General features: G+C 41.2%; 18 protein-coding genes. 14 read left to right on the top strand and 4 right to left on the bottom strand.

Annotated features, from left to right (window positions below; all coding sequences use genetic code 11):
• Positions 1–6: 6 nt before the first annotated feature.
• The gene (gene pspF / locus MTP24_RS10970; RefSeq protein ID WP_008126638.1) at positions 7–1,071 is read right to left on the bottom strand and encodes a phage shock protein operon transcriptional activator; all 1,065 of its coding nucleotides are present in this window, start codon (positions 1,069–1,071) and stop codon (positions 7–9) included.
• 186 nt (positions 1,072–1,257) lie between these two features.
• On the opposite strand from pspF, the gene pspA reads away from it, so the two are divergent.
• From pspA to MTP24_RS10925, 9 genes are all read left to right on the top strand, one after another.
• Positions 1,258–1,917, top strand: a complete 660-nt coding sequence (gene pspA / locus MTP24_RS10965; RefSeq protein WP_006793648.1) for a phage shock protein PspA — start codon at positions 1,258–1,260, stop codon at positions 1,915–1,917.
• Between the two features lie 66 nt (positions 1,918–1,983).
• The gene (pspB, locus tag MTP24_RS10960) at positions 1,984–2,217 is read left to right on the top strand and encodes an envelope stress response membrane protein PspB (protein ID WP_006793647.1); all 234 of its coding nucleotides are present in this window, start codon (positions 1,984–1,986) and stop codon (positions 2,215–2,217) included.
• Positions 2,214–2,615 carry an envelope stress response membrane protein PspC gene (gene pspC / locus MTP24_RS10955; RefSeq protein ID WP_006793646.1) on the top strand — a complete coding sequence of 134 codons (402 nt, stop codon included), beginning with the start codon at positions 2,214–2,216 and terminating at the stop codon, positions 2,613–2,615. Before pspB ends, pspC begins: the two co-directional genes overlap by 4 nt.
• A gap of 55 nt (positions 2,616–2,670) precedes the next feature.
• Positions 2,671–4,095, top strand: a complete 1,425-nt coding sequence (locus MTP24_RS10950) for a YcjX family protein (RefSeq protein WP_058429498.1) — start codon at positions 2,671–2,673, stop codon at positions 4,093–4,095.
• Positions 4,092–5,120 carry a TIGR01620 family protein gene (locus MTP24_RS10945; RefSeq protein ID WP_243531191.1) on the top strand — a complete coding sequence of 343 codons (1,029 nt, stop codon included), beginning with the start codon at positions 4,092–4,094 and terminating at the stop codon, positions 5,118–5,120. Before MTP24_RS10950 ends, MTP24_RS10945 begins: the two co-directional genes overlap by 4 nt.
• 140 nt (positions 5,121–5,260) lie before the next feature.
• Positions 5,261–6,442, top strand: coding sequence for a methionine gamma-lyase (gene megL / locus MTP24_RS10940; RefSeq protein WP_243531189.1), 1,182 nt, complete (start codon positions 5,261–5,263; stop codon positions 6,440–6,442).
• A 237-nt stretch (positions 6,443–6,679) separates the two neighbouring features.
• Positions 6,680–7,477, top strand: coding sequence for a phenylalanine 4-monooxygenase (phhA, locus tag MTP24_RS10935; RefSeq protein WP_008126648.1), 798 nt, complete (start codon positions 6,680–6,682; stop codon positions 7,475–7,477).
• A gap of 37 nt (positions 7,478–7,514) precedes the next feature.
• Positions 7,515–7,859: a 4a-hydroxytetrahydrobiopterin dehydratase gene (locus MTP24_RS10930; RefSeq protein ID WP_006793641.1), complete on the top strand. Its 345-nt coding sequence runs from the start codon at positions 7,515–7,517 to the stop codon at positions 7,857–7,859.
• Positions 7,860–8,062: 203 nt separating this feature from the next.
• On the top strand, positions 8,063–9,094 hold the full coding sequence (locus tag MTP24_RS10925; protein ID WP_243531187.1) for a DUF2804 domain-containing protein: 1,032 nt from the start codon (positions 8,063–8,065) through the stop codon (positions 9,092–9,094).
• 124 nt (positions 9,095–9,218) lie between these two features.
• Here the strand turns inward: MTP24_RS10925 and dapD are convergent, their stop codons facing one another.
• The 3 genes from dapD to map form a co-directional block, all read right to left on the bottom strand.
• Positions 9,219–10,046 carry a 2,3,4,5-tetrahydropyridine-2,6-dicarboxylate N-succinyltransferase gene (gene dapD / locus MTP24_RS10920; RefSeq protein ID WP_010557180.1) on the bottom strand — a complete coding sequence of 276 codons (828 nt, stop codon included), beginning with the start codon at positions 10,044–10,046 and terminating at the stop codon, positions 9,219–9,221.
• A 10-nt stretch (positions 10,047–10,056) separates the two neighbouring features.
• Positions 10,057–12,675 (bottom strand): [protein-PII] uridylyltransferase, encoded by a 2,619-nt coding sequence (gene glnD / locus MTP24_RS10915; protein WP_010557179.1) that lies wholly within the window; start codon positions 12,673–12,675, stop codon positions 10,057–10,059.
• 62 nt (positions 12,676–12,737) lie between these two features.
• Positions 12,738–13,523, bottom strand: a complete 786-nt coding sequence (gene map, locus MTP24_RS10910; protein ID WP_006793637.1) for a type I methionyl aminopeptidase — start codon at positions 13,521–13,523, stop codon at positions 12,738–12,740.
• A 272-nt stretch (positions 13,524–13,795) separates the two neighbouring features.
• Between map and rpsB the strand changes: the two genes are divergently transcribed.
• The 5 genes from rpsB (at position 13,796) to MTP24_RS10885 (ending at position 17,820) form a co-directional block, all read left to right on the top strand.
• Complete coding sequence (rpsB, locus tag MTP24_RS10905; protein ID WP_006793636.1) at positions 13,796–14,524, top strand: 30S ribosomal protein S2; 729 nt, start codon at positions 13,796–13,798, stop codon at positions 14,522–14,524.
• A gap of 104 nt (positions 14,525–14,628) precedes the next feature.
• Complete coding sequence (tsf, locus tag MTP24_RS10900) at positions 14,629–15,480, top strand: translation elongation factor Ts (protein WP_006793635.1); 852 nt, start codon at positions 14,629–14,631, stop codon at positions 15,478–15,480.
• A gap of 158 nt (positions 15,481–15,638) precedes the next feature.
• Positions 15,639–16,388: a UMP kinase gene (pyrH, locus tag MTP24_RS10895; RefSeq protein ID WP_006793634.1), complete on the top strand. Its 750-nt coding sequence runs from the start codon at positions 15,639–15,641 to the stop codon at positions 16,386–16,388.
• 13 nt (positions 16,389–16,401) lie between these two features.
• Positions 16,402–16,959 carry a ribosome recycling factor gene (frr, locus tag MTP24_RS10890; RefSeq protein WP_008126662.1) on the top strand — a complete coding sequence of 186 codons (558 nt, stop codon included), beginning with the start codon at positions 16,402–16,404 and terminating at the stop codon, positions 16,957–16,959.
• A gap of 81 nt (positions 16,960–17,040) precedes the next feature.
• Positions 17,041–17,820 (top strand): isoprenyl transferase, encoded by a 780-nt coding sequence (locus tag MTP24_RS10885; protein WP_243531186.1) that lies wholly within the window; start codon positions 17,041–17,043, stop codon positions 17,818–17,820.
• Positions 17,821–17,824: the final 4 nt, after the last annotated feature.

Raw genomic sequence — 17,824 nt, 5'->3', positions numbered from 1 at the left:
CTCTAACTATTGTTGATCCAACAAATTGTATTTTTTTAGATACCCACGTAATTGATGATACGTTAAACCAAGGACTTCTGCAGTTTTCTTTTGATTAAATTGGCTGTGCTCAAGCGCTTTGTTAATCATATTTATTTCAAATTCATTTGAGCGTTCTTTTAAGCTACAAGGAAATTGAATATTGGCTTCAACTTTTTGCTCAGAAACGTTTACAGGCGCTGCAACAGAAACAGGCTCAGCACTAACATGTTGAGTGGTTATTGGTGCTTTAATACGCGCTTTAGGTCTAAATGGACTTTCGAATGGGTCTAAAATAATCTGGTGAACGGGAATATGTTCACTTCCGTGGCGATATAAGCTACGTTCAACCACATTTTTAAGCTCACGAATATTACCAGGCCAGTTATACGATAAAAGCGTTTCTGTAGCGCTTCGAGTAAACCCGCTGAATAGCTCCCACTCTAAATCGCGTGCCATGTTCATCGCAAATTGCTCTGCAAGCAGCATAATATCGTCTTGACGTTCACGCAGTGGGGGAAGCGTTATTACATCAAATGCTAATCTATCAAGTAAATCACTTCTAAACTCACCTTGTTCAGCAAGGTGTGGTAAGTCTTCATTGGTGGCGCATACTAGGCGAGTATCTACTTTTACAGTTTGCTTGCCGCCAACACGTTCAAACTCACCATACTCTATAACGCGTAGGAGTTTTTCTTGTACCATGGCTGATGTATTTGCTAATTCATCCAAAAATAGTGTACCGCTGTTAGCTCGTTCAAAACGGCCTTCGTGACGTTTACTGGCCCCCGTAAATGCGCCGCTTTCATGACCAAACAATTCACTTTCGAGCAGGTTCTCGTTCAATGCAGCACAATTTAGTTTTACGTAGTTTTGATCCCAACGTTTAGATAAAAAATGCAGGCGGGCAGCTATAAGCTCTTTACCTGTGCCTCGTTCGCCAATAATAAGCACCGGCTTATCTAGATTAGCTAGTTGCGATACTTGATCCAACACAGATAAAAAGCTGTCTGATTGGCCCAGTAAATTGTCTTGTTGGCGATATTGGCTCATATTCCCTAAGTCTTAGTCATTTTTACTAACTGTTAGTGTATTTCATAATTATGAATAACTAAAGTAATTTGTATATTTAGTTTAACTTAATGAAAATACAGTGTATTTTAGTTTTTAAAAAGTTGGCAAGCATATTGATACTAGTTAAAGCAGACTAACTAAGTTTTAATTACAGAGGTAAATGTTATGGGAATTTTTTCACGTTTTGCAGATATTGTTAATTCTAATATCAATGCCATTTTAGATAAAGCAGAAGACCCAGAAAAAATGGTGCGTCTGATTATCCAAGAAATGGAAGATACACTAGTAGAGGTTCGCTCTACGTCAGCTAAAACTCTGGCAGAGAAAAAAGAAATTGTTCGCCGCCTAGATACACTTAAAGTTCAAGTAAGTGACTGGCAAGAAAAAGCTGAGTTAGCACTTAGTAAAGACCGCGAAGATTTAGCTCGTTCAGCATTGCTCGAAAAGCAAAAGTCGGCAGATGCAGTGACGGCTGTTGAAGGTGAACTTGAGCATGTAGAGTCTCATATTGAGAAGCTTCAGCAAGAAGTGACCACGTTACAAGAAAAGTTAGCTGATGCTAAATCACGTCAAAAGGCAATAATTCTTCGTCAGCGTTCAGCTGAGTCGCGCCTAGAAGTGAAAAAAGCACTTGATAGCTCGAAGGTAGAAGATGCACTTAATCGCTTTGAACGTTACGAAACTAAAATTGATGGACTAGAATCTCAAATAGAGTCTTACGATTTAGGTAAGCAAACGTTAGCAGACGAAATTGCTGATTTACAAAAAAATGAAAAAATTGATGATGAGCTAGCTGAACTTAAAAAGAAGCTTGCTGATAAGTAATTTACGCAGGGGCATGTAATGTGCCCCACTGCTTAACAAATTTGAACGGATTGTCAGGAGAGGGTTATGTTTGATCCAGAGATACTAGTTGCACCATTTATCTTGTTTATGATTTTTGTTGCGCCACTGTGGTTAATTTTACACTACCGTAGCAAAAAACAAGTAAGCCAAGGGTTAAGTGAACACGAACATCGCCAGTTATTAGAACTAGCACACAAAGCTGAACGTATGGCTGATAGAGTCGAAACACTTGAAGCATTGCTAGACCAAGAGTCACCACAATGGAGACGCAAAGTATGAATGCCAAACGCGAATTATTAAGAGACCCACAACGCGGTAAAATAGCCGGAGTATGTGCGGGATTAAGTGACTACTTTAATATGGAGTTATGGTTAGTTCGCATTATATTTGTTAGTGCGGTACTGCTAGCAGGTGGCCCATTGTTTGTGGTAGCGTACATTGCAGCGTGGTTTATATTAGACAAAAAAGAGCCAACGACTGCACATGCGAGCAGCTCAACAAAAGCTGACGATCCGTTAGAGGTAAAATTTAAAGTATGGCAAAAGGGTGAGCCACCGCGCCGCGCTTTACAAGATTTAAAAGAGCGTTTAGCGCGAGTAGATACACGCCTTCAGGATATGGAACGCCATGTTACCTCAAGCGAGTTTACGGTAAGCCGTGAAATCAACAAACTTTAAAGGATTTAATAGCACTTTGTTCGGTGATTAAGCATCAATGAAGTGCTAGCCCATTATGAGTCGTACTTCATTTGCTAAAAAGACCTTTAAAAGTATTAAAGGCAATGCCCAAAAAGCCCTCCACCGTAGTTTAGATCAGCATGTAAAATTGGCTGTAACTGGGTTAAGCGGTAGCGGTAAAACCGCCTTTATTACAGCTCTAGTCAAGCAGTTAACTACACAGGCTAACGATAAAAACCTCCCTTTTTTTGATGTAATGCGAGAGCAGCGCCACATAGCCACTAAAGTTGTACCGCAAGAGGCGTTAAAGGTCCCAACTTTTGACTATCCGCGAGCACTCAATGCTTTACTCCCAAGTGATGGGATGCCTACATGGCCTGCATCAACTGAGCGTATTAACACCTTGCGTTTGGCTATTAAATACCAAAGTGCCTCAGGGTTACGTGGGCATTTTTCGCCACAATCTACTCTGTATTTAGACATTATTGACTACCCAGGTGAATGGTTACTTGATTTACCTATGCTTGAGCAAAGTTATAGCCAGTGGTGCGAGCAGCAGTACCCGCTGTTATTACAGCACCCGCGTGTGAACACCTCTAGTGAATTTTTAAATGCGCTTGATCAGCTTGATTTAAACGCACCTGTAGATGAGAGCGTACTTGCGCAAATTGCTGAACTTTATCAACATATGCTTGTGGGCCTTAAAAAAGACACCAAACTAGCTATGTTACAACCTGGGCGAATGCTTATGCCTGGTGATTTAAAAGGCGCGCCGCTATTATTGTTTTTCCCTGTTAATTTTAAGCAGGTTAATAGCGATGATATTATTGCGGGGTCAAATTTAGAGCATCTCATTAAGCGCTTTAATGCCTATGTAAAAGAAGTGGTTAAGCCTTTTTATAACGAGCACTTTAAACATTTTGACCGCCAAATTGTGTTAGTTGATGTATTAAGTGCTTTAAACGAAGGCCACGAAACACTACAAGAGCAAAGTAGCGTAATCAACCAATTACTCGCTCACTTTAATTACGGCGAGTCGGGATTTTTTAAGCGCTTATTTAAACCCAACATAGATAAAATACTCTTTGCTGCCAATAAGTCAGATCACATAAGTGCCAAGCACCACAAAGACTTAGCACTTCTACTTGATTCGCTAGTGCATGAGCAAACTAACTATTTAAAATTTGATGGCGTACAAATAGAAACAATGGCTATGTCGTCAATTACTGCAACGCAGCCGCGTCAAGTTACCGATAAAGGCCAAACGCTAGAGTGTATTTACGGCAAGCCACTTAACGAGCAAGATTGGCTAACCTACTTACCCCCACAACCACCTAACCGCATGCTTAATAAAAATGAGTGGCCAGCGCAGGGTTTTGAGTTTTTGTCGTTTGCGCCTATGCCAACCCCCGACAAGCAACTTAAACATATTCGCCTTGATCATGTGATGCAGTATCTATTAGGAGACAAATTATCATGAGCGACACACAGCAAACTTTTCAAGCAGGTAGGCGAATTGATACCCAAGCAGATGAGCAAGTTGAGCCTACGCTTGCTCCTGCAAAAATAATTACTCAGGGTCAAAGTGAATACATTGAAGAGCCTGATGAAGAGTTTATAGAAGATGAAATAGACCTAGAGCCAGTATATAAAAAGTCAAAATGGCAAACGCTTAAAGGTGTGTTTGCCATAAGCTTTTTAGTACTGGTGTTACTTGAATTTGCTTATTCATTAGTGTTTGCATTTCAACAGTCGGTTGTTTTAGGCGGTGTGTATTTAACCGCAGTGGTAAGTGGTGTGCTTCTTATTGGGCGCATGTTATGGCGCGAATATAGAATGCTGCGCAGTTTAAAGCGTAATCAGTTACACCGCCAAGAAGCCGACAGACTCTTAAATAGTGAGCAAGTAGGCGGCGCATTACCGTGGCTTGAAAAACTAAACAAGCACCAAAAGCTTAATAATTTTGACAGCTTTAAAAAGCAAGTTGCACAGCATCACAGTGATAAAGAAATAATGACGCTTTACGCAAATAGCTTGCTTATAACGCAAGACACGCAAGCTAAAAAGCTTATAAACCGTTTTGCAACAGAGTCAGCTTTATTAGTTGCACTGAGCCCCATTGCGCTGGTGGATATGATGGCTGTGCTTTGGCGTGGTACTAAGTTAATTGAGCAAATAGGTAAAATTTATGGCATTGGTTTTGGTTACGCAAGCCGCATTAAGCTTTACCGTATGCTTATAAAACAAGTGATGTTTGTAGGCAGTGCAGAGCTTATCTCTGATTTAGCAGCCACTGCGCTCAGCGCAGAATTGCTTGGTAAGCTTTCTGGGCGAGCCGCACAAGGTGTGAGTGCAGGGATTTTTACAGCGCGAATTGGCTATAAAGCAATGGAGTTAAGTCGCCCATTACCTAAACTAGAACACAAGCGCAGCCTGTTGAAAGGGACCGTTCAGAGCATTGCAGGTAAAATTTTAAAACGAGGAAAAACAGAGCCCACACAATAACATGGAAATATTTGTGTACAGGTAAACGGGTAAACTTTGCACAAATAGCCATCTGAGCATCCGGCATGCTTGTGATTTAAACTGTGGTACGTTTTTATCTATGTCACTAACAACACATAATAAAAATGAGCACAAAGATAATGACCAAGCATCATCTTCATACACAATGTATCCATGGCCCGCAAAAAGCAAACGACCCACATGGCGCACTTACGTCGCCTTTGTATCAAACCTCAACCTTTCATTTTGAAAATGCAGCACAAGGTGCCGCACGATTTGCAGGTGAAGAACCCGGTTATATTTACACCCGTTTAGGTAACCCAACGACCACCGAACTTGAACAAAAGATAGCACAGCTAGAGGGCTGCGAAGCCGCTGCGGCAACGGCCACAGGCATGGGTGCTGTATCGGCATCGGTATTGAGTTTTTTATCACAGGGCGACCATCTTGTAGCATCAAGTGCATTATATGGTTGTACGTTCGCGTTTTTTGCACACATGTTACCGCGTTGGGGAATTGAAGTTACGTTTGTTGATATGACCAACGAGGACGAACTACGGGCTGCCATTAAACCTAATTCCAAAATGATATTTGTAGAAACACCAATAAACCCAACAATGGCTGTGATTGATTTAGCACTTATTGGCGCTATTGCTAAACAGCACAACTTAATTAGCGTGGTAGACAACACCTTTTTAACGCCATTGCTGCAATCACCAAAACAATATGGCATTGATATCATTATGCACAGTGCAACCAAATACATAAATGGCCATGGCGATGTGGTGGCAGGACTTGTGTGTGGATCGCTTGAGCATATTACCTTGATTAAAATGACCGTACTAAAAGACATTGGTGCAACTATAAGCCCACACGACGCATGGCTAATAAACCGTGGATTAAAAACTTTAGCCATACGCATGGAGCGTCACTGTCAGAGTGCACAAACAGTGGCTGAATACCTAGAGGCGCATCATAAAGTTAATATTGTTTATTACCCCGGCCTTAAATCACACCCAGGAAATAAATTTATTGGTAATCAAATGAAAGCTGCAGGTGGCGTGATTGCGTTTGAAATAAAAGGCACTTTACAACAAGGTGCGCAATTTATTGATAGCATGAAGCTTTGTACACTTGCTGTAAGCCTAGGCGATGCTGAAACACTGATTCAGCATCCTGCGTCTATGACCCATTCTCCTTATTCACCAGAAGAGAGAGCCGCCGCTGGTATCAGTGACGGGTTGATCAGGCTCTCTGTTGGGCTTGAAGATGTTAACGACATTATTAGTGATTTAGACCAGGCGTTTACTCAAATCTTTTAGCTGTATTTATTTGTTTACACATAAAGCTTCGTATAGGGCCTTTATATTCGTGGCTGTAATTTTAATGTGTCACATGTGTAATTTTAACTTTACGAATGAGGTGATCGCGCCAAGTACAGATGTTAGCTTGTCTATTAAACTTTTCTTCACTTTTACATAGTATGGGGTCACTCGATATTCAATAGGTTTGAGTATCACACTGACACCGATTTAGGGCTCACAACCCAGAAGGTACTTATGGCTAAAGCAAGTAAATACACATCCAAAACACCAGACGAAAATGGTGTTATACATTGGAGTGATGAAGAAAATAAAATTTGGTCTGAGCTTGTAGCACGCCAACTTGCGTGCATAGAGGGCAAGGCCTGCGATGAGTATATGGAAGGACTTAAAAAAATAAATCTTCCACACGACCGTATACCGCAACTAAGCGAGCTTAACGAGGTACTCCTTGCCACCACCGGTTGGCAAGTAGCGCCTGTACCTGCACTTATCGATTTTGATGAGTTTTTTAGGTTGTTAGCAAATAAACAGTTTCCGGTTGCCACGTTTATTCGTAGCCGTGAAGAGTTTGATTATCTTCAAGAGCCAGATATTTTTCATGAAATATTTGGCCACTGCGCTATGCTAACAAACCCTGATTTCGCCGAGTTCACACACAAATACGGGCAATTAGGGTACGCAGCGCAGAAAAAAGATCGTGTTTACCTTGCACGCATGTACTGGTTTACCGTTGAGTTTGGTTTAATGCAAACCGAAAACGGCCTGCGTATTTACGGTGGCGGAATTTTATCAAGCCCGGGTGAAACGCAGTATGTGTATTCAGATACACCAGAAATAACGCCTATGAGCGTAATCGATGTACTGCGTACGCCTTATCGCATTGATATTATGCAACCGCAGTACTACACCATTAATTCGATTCATGATCTGTTTGATATATCGCAAATGGATATTATGACTTTGGTTGAGCAAGCTAAAGAGCTTGGTTTGCATGACCCCAAATTTCCACCAAAAGAAAAATTAGCCAGTTAACTTTAATTTAAAAGAAACGCTAAAGTAAGGATTTAAAATGTCTTCATTAAGTGAACAAAAATGCGAAGCTTGTCACGTAGATGCACCAAAAGTGTCTGACGAAGAGCTTGCACAACTTATTACAAAAATACCAGACTGGGTACCAGAAGTACGCGACGGCATCATGCAGCTAGAGCGTGTTTATAAATTTAAAAACTTTAAACAAGCTATCGCGTTTACTAACAAAGTAGGCGACATGGCAGAAGACGAAGGCCACCATCCTGGTTTATTAACCGAGTGGGGCAAAGTAACTGTAACGTGGTGGAGCCATTCAATTAAAGGCTTGCACAAAAACGACTTTATTTGCGCAGCTAAAACAGACGACGTATTTAACGCGCTGTAATTAAAAAATTAATTGAGCAAACCTAAAAGCACTTATTTTTATAAGTGCTTTTTTATTGGTGTTGGTAAACTATCACCCTTTATTAAAATTGTTACGACAAAAGCATATGGATAACAAAACGAATATTTACCATGTAATTATCTTCTTAGGTTGATTATTTTGTGTCCGAGAATAATATAGGCTGTAAATGAAAGGATAGTTACATGCCAAAAAAACTGCAGCTGATTAACCCTGATGGACAGGCTAACTTTGGTTTATTCCCACAGGGGATTGAGCATATTAATTACTTAGATTTTGATTTAAGAAACGCAATGGATAAGCCATGCGGTAAACTTGCAAAAAGATTTAAGTTTAACCAGTTTCAGTTTATAAGCATTACTTGCGATGAATTAGTTATTGGGCTTGCAATCGTTGATTTAAAAATTGCCAGCAACTGTTTTGTTTATGTTTACAATTTAAAAACAGAGCAGTTAGACGAGCACAGCTTTGTAAATTTATTTTCTAAAAACACATTAATTGAGCCGCTGCCAAATTCTGGCAATAGTTATTTTAAAAAGGGTGATAACAGCGTTTACGTTAATACCACAGATAGACCCGGTGAACGAAAGGTAACAGTTAAAATAAGTACCACGCTGATCCTTGATGCAATAATTAACGAGTCAGATAATTACCTTCCTTTGAGTGTATGTGCTCGAGCTGGTTATGCTGGTTTCCATTTCACCCAAAAATCGGCCGCGCTAAATTGCTCTGGCACGCTTCTATTAAAAAATACCCGCTACGATTTTAGCCATATGAACTCATTGGCCTGTGTAGATTGGAGTGCAGGCTATATGCGTCGTGAAACATTTTGGAATTGGGCAAGCCTTGCCTGCAAATTACCTGATGGACGCTACTTGGGATTAAACCTTTCAGCAGGTGTAATTGAAACAGGATTTACTGAAAATGCTATTTGGCTTGACGGAAAGCTATACAAAATTGATATGGTTGATTTTAAGTTTAATCGTTATGGTATCGAAATTGATTGTGACAAGTGGGAACTCCACTCAAACGACGGCCTGATTAATCTTACTTTTGAACCTGTAAGCCAACGTTTTGATAAAACTAATTTACTCATTGTGGCCACGAATTTCACACAAAAAATCGGTCGTTATTTCGGTCAAATAACGCTTCCTAATGAAGTGATAACACTCAACGGGCAGTGGGGCTTAGCAGAAGATCACTATTCAAAATGGTAGATGTAGCTTTTGGGAATTAACGTATATAAACGAACGCTTTAAAAAAATGTAAGGCTCTAAATCTAAAAAGGTTCAGAGCCTTATTTTTTCATCAATAATTTATACTAATGCCATTGTTTTCTATTTAATCATCAATCGAGCGAAGTAGGGCGTTGATGCCTACTTTTTCGCGTGTTTGTTGATCTACTTTTTTGACAATGATTGCAGCGTAAAGGCTGTGTGTGCCATCTTTTGATGGTAGTGCACCTGGTACAACTACTGCGCCTGCAGGTACGCGGCCGTAGTGAATTTCGCCGGTTTCACGGTCGTAAATACGAGTGCTTTGGCTGATATAAACGCCCATTGAAATAACAGCGCCTTCTTCTACTACTACACCTTCAACAATTTCAGAACGTGCGCCAATAAAACAATTGTCCTCAATGATGGTTGGGTTAGCTTGTAGTGGCTCTAAAACGCCGCCTATGCCAACGCCGCCAGATAAATGCACGTTCTTACCAATTTGTGCACATGAGCCAACAGTGGCCCATGTATCAACCATGGTGCCCTCGTCAACGTATGCGCCAATGTTTACGTACGAGGGCATAAGTACGACGTTTTTACCTACAAAGCTGCCTTTACGTGCTACTGCGTTAGGCACTACGCGCATGCCGCCTTGTTGAAATTGCTCTGGCGTGTAGTCGCTAAATTTAAGCGGTACTTTGTCGTAAAACTGATTAACGCCGTCGTTCATTGGTTGGTTGTCGCGAATACGAAAAGATAGTAAAACTGCTTTTTTAAGCCATTGGTGTACAACCCATTCGCCTGATATTTTTTCAGCAACACGCGCGGCACCGCTATCAAGTAGTTCTAGCGCGTCAATAATAGCTTGTTTTACATCGCTAGATACAGTGCTTGGGCTAATGCTGTCACGGTTATCCCATGCGTTTTCGATCATTGTTTTTAAATCTGACATGTGTGTCCTCTTATTCTGTTTCGGCGTTGAATTTTTTACGTAATGCCTGATGAATTTTTGCTTGTTCTTCATCAGTCAGGGCTTGGTATTCGTTATTTGATACGACAAAGAAATCCTCTGCACGTTCACCTACCGTTGTTATGCGGGCTGCATGAATATGGAGTAAATGTGCTTGGAAAACTTCGGCTATTTTGGTTAGTAGACCGGGTATATCAACCGCTTGTATTTCAATTAAGCTGCGATCTTTTCTAGCATGTGGGCGCAGCACAATTTTGGGTTTGATATTAAAGTCTTTAAAACGTTGTGAGCGACTCTTTTTAAAGCGAATTTTTTTACGCGGGTCATTAAGTGCTTGCTCAAGGCCGCGTTTAATCGATTGCGCGCGGCTACTTGCGATAGGGTCGCCGCTGACTTCAAGAATAACAAAGCTAAACAGTACATAACCGTCTTTGGTGGTCAGTACTTGTGCGTGTTGGATCTGTGCCTTTTTAGTACCAATTATGTTTACTAAACGGGCGAATAGGGCACCCGAGTAAGGACTGTAAACAAACACTTGCGTGCCGCCGTGCATAGGCGCATTCGACACTATTACACTCGGTTGACTTAAATCGGTGCTATTTACTAAATGCTCGGTTTGCCACGATATTTGCTGCTCGCTAAATGCAGTAAAGTAGTTTGCTTTAAAGCGGCTCCAAATTAAGTCAATTTTTTCTTCAAGGTACCCTAAATTAAGCAAGCGTTGTTTTGCTTGGTGCTTTTTATCACGAATTTGGTCGCGTTGGTCCATTGGGTTTTCAAGGCCCAAACGCAATGCACGTTGTGTGTGCAAATAAAGTTCGCGCAATAAAGTGTTTTTCCAATCGTTCCATAGGTTGTCGTTAGTGGCACGAATATCTGCCACAGTTAAACAATAAAGGTAATCGAGTTGGCGCTCTGTTTTTACACGTGTTGCAAAGTCTTTGATTACTGTAGGGTCGTTTATGTCTTTTCTTTGTGCAGTTACCGACATAAGTAAGTGATTACCAACAAGCCATGCGATAAGCTTGCCATCGGATGATGAGAACCCATGTAACTTAGCAAATGCAATAGCATCGACCGACCCTAGCTCTGAGTGATCGCCACCGCGGCCTTTCGCAATATCATGAAAAATACCGGCTAAATATAAAAGCTCGGGTTTATCCATTCGAGTGACTATTTCACTACAAATTGGAAACTCACTCACGCCCGTTTTATCAAAGTATTGGTAAATATTATTGATTAATTTGTGGGTGTGCTCGTCTACCGTGTAGGCATGAAATAAATCAAACTGCATTTGCCCAAAAATATTACGCCATTGCGGTAAATATGCTGCCAGCATGCCGTGCTTATGCATTAATGTGAATGCGCGGCCCATACCGTTAGGGTGTTTTACCAAGCGTAAGAAAGCTTCACGGCAGGCCGCGTAATCTTGCAGGTCACCCAACAAACGACGGCGTACTTGGCGAATAGTGCGTATAGTGCTTGGGTAAATATGGGTAATTTCTGGATTTTCAGCAATGTGCTCAAACAGAACAAAAAGTTGATCGCGCCTAAAAAATACAGATGGGTCTTTAACACGAATTTGATGGCCAACACGCTCAAAATTTCTGTCGAGTACCTCAACAACGGCTTCGCTGCTTAGTGGCGAAATGCTTTGCTCAAAATACGAAAGCAGCATCTGATTGAGTTCGCGTACACGGCTCATTATACGAAATAAGCGCTTCATCATACGTTCAACCGACGCTTTACCATCGCTACCAAAGCCAAGTATTTCTGCAGCAAGGGGTTGGTGATCAAATAGTAAACGGTTTTCTGATCGTCCAGCGGCTAAGTGCAGGGCAAAGCGAATGTTCCATAGGTTTTCTAAACACTCTGAAAGCTCTTGAAACTCTTCATGGGTTAAGTAGCCATGGTTTATGAGCTCTTGGAGGGTTTCGGCTCTAAAATGCTTTTTGGCTACCCAAATAATAGTTTGTAAATCGCGAAGACCACCTGGGTTTTCTTTTATGTTTGGCTCTAAGTTGTACGCTGTTCCGTGACATTTACGGTGACGCAGATTTTGCTCTTGTACTTTGGCTTCAAAAAAGTCGTTAGAGCCCCATACTGGCGTTTCGAGTATAAAGTTTTTAAGCTTTTCAAACTCAATATGGTTACCAAAAATTAGTCGGCTTTCGAGCAAGCTGGTGGCAAAGGTGACGTCTTCGCGTTTTTGCTCTATTGCTTGATCAATTGTACGAACGCTGTGGCCAATCTCTAAGTTAAGATCCCACAGCATAGTGACAAATTGACCTATTTTTTCACATACCGCTTCACTTGGTTGCTCTGTTACAAGCAGTAAGAAGTCGATATCTGAATAAGGGTGAAGCTCACCACGTCCGTAACCGCCTACGGCAATCAGCGCTAAATCAGGCTCATGAGATAGATCATAAACATGAAATAATTTGATCAACAGGCGGTCGATAAACTCAGCCCGGGCATTAATTAAATTACCAACTGGTTGTTTTGAAAATTCGTTATGCAACCATTTGTAAAAATAGCTGGAACAATCGCGATAGTCACTTAGTTGCTCAGCATCGCTAAGCAACTTTTTTACTTTGTTGGGTAATGCCACGTGGGCTGGCTCCTCATTGAACCTTCCACATTGATAAACGTACTATCAACTGCGTAGGTTTATTAGTGTTCGATAATCCTGTCGATAGTATCATCTGATCGTAGCGTTAAAATTTCAACACCATTTTCAGTCACTAATAACGTGTGTTCCCACTGTGCAGACAAACTGCGGTCGCGTGTTACAACCGTCCACTCATCTTTAAGCAGTTTACATTGGCGCTTGCCCGCATTAACCATTGGCTCAATAGTTAAACACATACCCGCTTTTAATGTTTCACCGGTACCGGCTTTACCGTAATGCATAACCTGTGGTTCTTCGTGAAATTCGCTACCAATACCATGGCCGCAATATTCACGTACTATTGAGTAGTTGAAGCTCTCGGCGTATTTTTGAATTGCTTCGCCAATATCACCTAAACGTACACCCGGCTTTACCATTTTAATGGCAAGATATAAGCTTTCTTGTGTTACTTCAGCCAAACGCTTACCTTGAATGTTTGGTTTACCTACGTGAAACATTTTAGATGTATCGCCGTGGTAGCCATCTTTGATAACAGTGATGTCGATATTTACGCTGTCACCTTCTTTTAACGGTTTGTCGTTAGGAATACCATGACAAATTACATGGTTAACAGAGGTGCAAATTGATTTTGGAAAACCATGATAGTTTAAAGGAGCAGGGACTGCTTTTTGCTCGTTAACAATATAATCATGACAAATAGTATTTAGCTCATCAGTGGTGATCCCCGGCACGACATGTGGGCCGATCATTTCAAGTACGTCTGCTGCTAAACGCCCAGCTACACGCATTTTCTCTATTTCTTCAGGGGTCTTGATAATAGCGCTCATTGAGGCTCCAAAGTTGCGTTTCTAACATTTTATCGCTGCATAATTTTTGCACGCGATGTTGAGTATTTAATTTTAATATGGTATAAAGCGCGCCGTCTTTTTACAAATAAATTCTTAAATGATTTTTTGTATTTAAGGCAAACACAATTTGATTTTAACACACACACGTATCGTCACATACACTTGGGTGCATTAGAAGTTTAAATACTTCGGTGTTGGTGCTATGGGATATGTGGAGGCCTAACCCTAAACAACTATAGAGGATCTATAAAATGGCAAACGTTTCAATGCGCGACATGCTTCAAGCTGGTGTTCACTTTGGTCACCAAGCACGTTACTGGAACCCTAAGATGAAGCCTTTCATCTTCGGCACTCGTAACCGTGTACATATCATCAACCTTGAGCAAACTGTACCAATGTTCAACAACGCACTTAAGTTTTTAAGTGGCGCTGCTGCAAACAAAGGTAAAGTTCTTTTCGTTGGTACTAAGCGCGCAGCAAGCGACGCAGTTAAAGAAGCTGCTATCGCAAGCGATCAGTTTTACGTTAACCACCGCTGGTTAGGTGGCATGTTGACTAACTGGAAAACAGTACGTCAATCAATCAAGCGTCTTAAAGACCTTGAAATCCAAAGCCAAGACGGTACTTTCGAGAAATTAACTAAGAAAGAAACGTTAATGCTTAACCGCGAAATGGAAAAGCTTGAAAAGAGCCTTGGTGGTATCAAAAACATGGGCGGTCTTCCAGACGCGATCTTTGTTATCGATGCTGACCACGAGCACATTGCTATCCGTGAAGCTAACAACCTAGGTATTCCAGTTGTTGCAATCGTAGATACTAACTCTAATCCAGACGGCGTTGATTTCATCGTTCCTGGTAACGATGATGCTATCCGTGCTGTAACCCTTTACACTAGCGCTGTTGCAGCTGCTATCACTGAAGGTCGCGAGAATAACATCGTTGCTCAAGCTGAGAATGACGATTTCGTTGAAGCTGAGTAATTAGCTGTCATCAAGTCTTCATCTTAATAGGATGAAGACTTGCTATTCTTGTAGAGCGGGTAACCCGCTTATCTAAACCAGATTTCAGATTTGAGGATTTACTAATGGCTGTAACTACTGCCCTAGTTAAAGAATTACGCGAGCGTACAGGCGCTGGCATGATGGATTGTAAAAAAGCGTTAACTGAGACTGATGGTGACATCGAGTTAGCGATTGAAAACATGCGTAAGAGCGGTGCTGCAAAGGCTGCTAAAAAAGCAGGTAACATTGCTGCTGAAGGTACTATCATCATCAAGCAAAATGCGGGTGTTGCGGTACTTGTTGAAGTTAACTGTCAAACAGACTTCGTTGCAAAAGATGTAAGCTTCTTAGCATTTGCTAACAAAGTTGCTGACGCTGCAATCGCTGAAACAATTTCTATCGAAGACTTACAAGCTAAGTTTGAAGAAGACCGTGTTGAGCTAGTAACTAAAATTGGTGAAAACATCAACGTACGTCGTCTACAGTACATCGCTGGTGAAAACCTAGTTGAGTACCGTCACGGTGAGCGTATTGGTGTTGTTGTTGCTGGTGTTGCTGATGAAGAAACACTTAAGCACGTTGCAATGCACGTTGCTGCTTCAAGCCCTGAGTACTTAACACCTGCTGATGTTCCTGCAGATGTTGTAGAAAAAGAGAAGCAAGTTCAAATCGATATCGCGATGAACGAAGGCAAGCCTGCTGAAATCGCTGAAAAAATGGTTGTTGGTCGCATGAAGAAGTTTACTGGTGAGGTTTCTCTTACTGGTCAAGCATTCATCATGGAACCTAAAAAATCTGTTGGCGATGTTCTTAAAGAGAAAAACGCAACAGTGACTGGCTTCGTACGTGTTGAAGTTGGTGAAGGTATCGAGAAAAAAGAAGAAGATTTTGCTGCTGAAGTTGCTGCTCAAATTGCTGCTGCTAAAGGTGAGTAAGATTGACTAACTGTGAAGGACAAGGAAATTAGATGCAATTAAAGTACTATTTGCTTTTGCTTCACGCTTAGAAATTCTTTAAAATAACCGCGCTTTTATGTTTAACATAAGCGCGGTTATTTTTTATCCATAATTCAATAAAAGTTGGCCCCAAAACTATGACTATCAATCGCAAACCTATTTTTAGACGTGTTCTTCTCAAATTAAGTGGTGAAGCTTTAATGGGAGACGAAGGCTTCGGCATCGACCCTAAAGTTTTAGACCGTATGGCACAAGAAATTAAAGAGTTAGTAGAGCTCGACGTAGAAGTGGGTTTAGTTATTGGCGGCGGTAATTTTTTACGCGGTGGGTCATTAGCTGAAGCGGGTATGAACCGTGTAGTAGGCGATCACATGGGTATGCTTGCAACGGTAATGAATGGCCTTGCAATGCGTGATGCGCTGCATCGTGCTTTTGTAAACTGTCGATTAATGTCTGCTATTCCACTTAATGGTGTATGTGATGCATACAACTGGGCTGAAGCAATAAGCTTATTAAAAACTGGCCGCGTTGTTATTTTTGCAGCGGGTACGGGTAACCCGTTTTTCACTACAGATTCTGCTGCGTGTCTACGTGGTATTGAGATTGAAGCTGATACAGTCATTAAAGCAACAAAGGTTGATGGCGTATTCAGTGACGATCCTGTGAAAAACCCAGAAGCGACACTTTACCGTCACTTAAGCTACAATGAAATTATTGATAAAGAATTAAAAGTTATGGATTTAGCGGCATTTACTTTAGCCCGCGATCACAATATGCCATTAAGCGTATTTAACATGAATAAATCAGGCGCGTTAAAACGCGTAATTATGGGTGAAGAAGAAGGAACACTTATCTCTTCACAAGCCTCAGATGAAGTAATCAAATAATTAGGATTAAACCGTGATTAACGATATTCAAAAAGATGCGCAAGCGCGCATGCAAAAGAGTGTAACAGCACTAGGTAGCCAACTTTCTAAAATTCGTACTGGCCGTGCTCACCCTGCAATTTTAGATGGCATTATGGTGTCTTACTACGGTGCTCCTACACCGTTAAATCAAGTTGCAAATGTAACAATTGAAGATTCACGTACGCTTGCCATTGGTGTTTTTGACAAGTCATTAGCACAAGCAGTTGAAAAAGCGATTATGGCGTCTGACTTAGGTTTAAACCCTATGTCGGCAGGTACAGTTATTCGTGTGCCACTTCCTCCACTTACAGAAGAGCGCCGTAAAGATTTAATTAAAATTGTACGTGGCGAAGTTGAAGGCGGCCGTGTTGCTGTTCGTAATATTCGCCGTGATGCTAATGGTGATATTAAAGCACTATTAAAAGATAAAGATATCTCTGAGGACGAAGCGCGCCAAGGCGAAGATGCAATCCAAAAGTTAACAGATAAATTTATCAAAGAAATGGACACTCAATTAACAGCGAAAGAAGCTGAATTGATGGAAATCTAAACAGCTAAATAAGCTGAGCTAGTGTATACAAATATATTAGTTTTGAAACGCCGTCTGGGTTATACTAGGCGGCGTTTTTTTATGGAATACTCGATATTTATGGCTTTAAACGCTGATACAATTTCACAACAATGTTTACCTAAGCATGTTGCTATCATCATGGACGGGAACGGACGTTGGGCGCAAGCTAGAAATAGGCCTCGTGTGTATGGGCACAAAAAAGGCGTGGACGCTGTTCGTCAATCTGTTCAGTTTTGTACTAAATTAGGCGTACAATCGTTAACCTTATTTGCATTTAGCAGTGAAAACTGGCGCCGCCCTGAAGACGAAGTAAATACGTTAATGGAGCTTTTTTTGTTTGTATTAACAAAAGAGGTTAAAAAGCTTCACAAAAACAATGTAAAACTAACCATCATTGGAGACCTATCTCGGTTTTCTGAAGGGTTGCAAAACAAAGTATATAGTGCGCAGCAACTGACAGAAAATAACACAGGGTTGTGTTTAAACGTGGCTGCTAATTATGGTGGCCGTTGGGATATGGCAAACGCGGCTAAACAACTCGCAATGCAAGTTGCAAGCGGTGGCATAGACGCACAAGATATTACTGAAGAGCGTATTGCGCAGCATATGAGCATGGCCGATCAACCTGAACCCGATTTACTTATTAGAACGGGGGGCGATGTTCGCATTAGTAACTTTTTACTATGGCAAGCAGCTTACGCAGAACTTTACTTTACCGAAACACTTTGGCCTGATTTTAATGAAGCAGCATTTGCTGAGGCCATTGCATGTTACGTTGCCAGAGAGCGACGATTTGGTTGTACGGGCGAACAAATAAAACAATTACTCGCTCAAACCTAAATAG

Origin of the sequence: Pseudoalteromonas sp. APM04 (assembly GCF_022809815.1) — a bacterium.
Taxonomy (GTDB): domain Bacteria; phylum Pseudomonadota; class Gammaproteobacteria; order Enterobacterales; family Alteromonadaceae; genus Pseudoalteromonas; species Pseudoalteromonas marina.
Note: the sequence above shows the minus strand (reverse complement) of the source record. Positions and strands in the feature narration are given on the sequence as shown.